Annotated in this window: 2 protein-coding genes; both read left to right on the top strand. The window is 64.8% G+C overall.

The features are described 5' to 3' along the window. On the top strand, window positions 1-784 hold a 784-nt coding region (locus tag HMPREF3165_RS13450), incomplete at its 5' end, for a hypothetical protein (RefSeq protein ID WP_176747046.1). Window positions 785-824: 40 nt separating this feature from the next. Beyond that, window positions 825-2054 (top strand): pyrophosphate--fructose-6-phosphate 1-phosphotransferase, encoded by a 1230-nt coding sequence (locus HMPREF3165_RS10035; protein WP_070513076.1) that lies wholly within the window; start codon window positions 825-827, stop codon window positions 2052-2054. The last annotated feature ends 52 nt before the right edge of the window (window positions 2055-2106 follow it).

Below are 2106 nucleotides of genomic sequence, written 5' to 3'. Positions count from 1 at the left end.
GCGGGTCGCCGGGAATGCGGTAAACGCGGCCAAGCGGATAGAGGAGCCCTGGCTAAGTGCAGGGGCTCTTGCTTGTGCGCTGGTCCGGGTGGGGGACGCTGAAGGAGCGCGGCGGGTCGCCGGGAATGCGGTAAACGCGGCTCAGCAGATTGAGAACTTTGGGGAGCGTGATTGGGCTCTGGTGAAGGTGGTGGGTGCGCTGGTCCGGGCGGGCCATACCGGTGAGGGCCTCGCCACGGCTCAGCAGATCGAGAGTTCTTGGGAGCGTGACCGGGCTCTGATGGAGGTGGCGGGTGCGCTAGCTCATGTGGGTGAAACCGACCAAACTTTGATGGTCATCTCACTGATAAATGAGCTGAGTTGCCGAAGTCGTGCTCAATCCGTGCTCATGAAGGAGTTAGCTAGCAAAGGCTCTTCAAATGAGGCTGTCAACATTCTGCAAATCGCGCTTGCTGAGATCGGAGGATATGTGCATAGGCAGGATTCCGCTAACTCTTGCGCCTTTCTTGCAACTGCGTGTCTCGACGTCGTCGATCTTGTTGATGCGAGTTCTCCGATGCGTGAACGGTGGCTCGGCCTGACTCGTTCTGTTCTTGCTCGCTCGTGGTTCTACGGTGCCTCCGTGTGGGACAACTTCGATGTACTGGTGCGTGTGGCGCCGGAACTGGCGGTACGACTTGTAGATGAGCGGATTCTCGCCGATCCTGAGCAAGGTACTGCCCCAGAGTCCGACCCCGACCTTGGGCCCGAAGGGCCTGGCGGGGACGCCGGGGCATACCGTTAGGATGGGTCCGTCACTCCTCGTATCCAAGGAAAGGTTCCTGATGTCGATTCGTCGCGTCGCCCTGCTCACCGCTGGCGGTTTCGCCCCCTGTCTGTCCGCCGCTGTCGGCGACCTCATCGAGCGCTACACGCAGGTCGCTCCCGAGGTCGAGATCATCGCCTACCAGTACGGCTACCACGGCCTGCTCACCGGCAACTACATCGTCATTGACGAAGAGGGCCGCAAGAATGCCGGCATCCTGCGCGACTTCGGCGGGTCCCCGATCGGCAACTCTCGCGTCAAGCTCACCAACGCCAAGAACCTCGTTGAGCGCGGCCTGGTGAAGGAGGGCGTCAACCCCCTGGAGTTCGCCGCCGAGCAGCTGCGCAAGGACGGCGTCGACGTTCTGCACACCATCGGTGGCGACGACACCAACACCACCGCCGCCGACCTGGCCGCCTACCTCCACGAGAACGACTACGAGCTCACCGTCGTCGGCCTGCCCAAGACCATCGACAACGACGTGGTTCCGATCCGCCAGTCCCTGGGCGCCTGGACCGCGGCCGACGAGGGCGCCGGCTTCGCCTTCAACGTCATCGGCGAGCACCGCTCCAACCCCCGCATGCTCATCGTCCACGAGTGCATGGGCCGCAACTGCGGCTACCTCACCGCCGAGACCGCCCGCCGCTACCACGACCTGCTCCAGACCAAGCAGTGGGCCCCCTCCCTCGGCCTGACCAAGGAGCGCTGGGACGTCCACGCCGTCTTCCTCCCCGAGGTGAAGCTCGACATCGCCGCCGAGGCCGAGCGCCTCAAGGCCATCATGGACGAGCAGGGCAACGTCAACATCTTCCTGTCCGAGGGTGCCGGCGTCCCCGAGATCATCGCGGAGATGGAAGCCGCCGGCCAGGAGGTCCAGCGCGACCCCTTCGGCCACGTCAAGCTCGACACCATCAACCCCGGCCAGTGGTTCGCCAAGCAGTTCGCCGAGCTCATCGGTGCTGAGAAGGTCATGGTCCAGAAGTCCGGCTACTACTCGCGCGCCGCCCACGCCAACGCCGAGGACCTCGCCCTCATCAAGAAGATGTGCGACCTGGCCGTCGACTGCGCCCTGCGCGGCGAGTCCGGCGTCATCGGCCAGGACGAGGAGAACAACGACGAGCTCACCGCGATCGCCTTCCCGCGCATCGCCGGCGCCAAGCCCTTCGACATCACCCAGGCCTGGTTCACCGACCTCATGGCCGAGCTGGGCCAGAAGGTCGAGCCCGCCGAAGCTGCCCCCGAGCACTGAGGCTGAGCCCGCACCCTGCCGCGGCCGGTGCCGTCCTCGTGACGGCACCGGC

Source organism: Actinomyces sp. HMSC08A09 (genome assembly GCF_001807465.1).
Classification (GTDB): Bacteria; Actinomycetota; Actinomycetes; order Actinomycetales; family Actinomycetaceae; genus Actinomyces; species Actinomyces oris.
The sequence above is the reverse complement of the archived record's forward strand: the minus strand, read 5'-3'. Positions and strand labels throughout refer to the sequence as shown.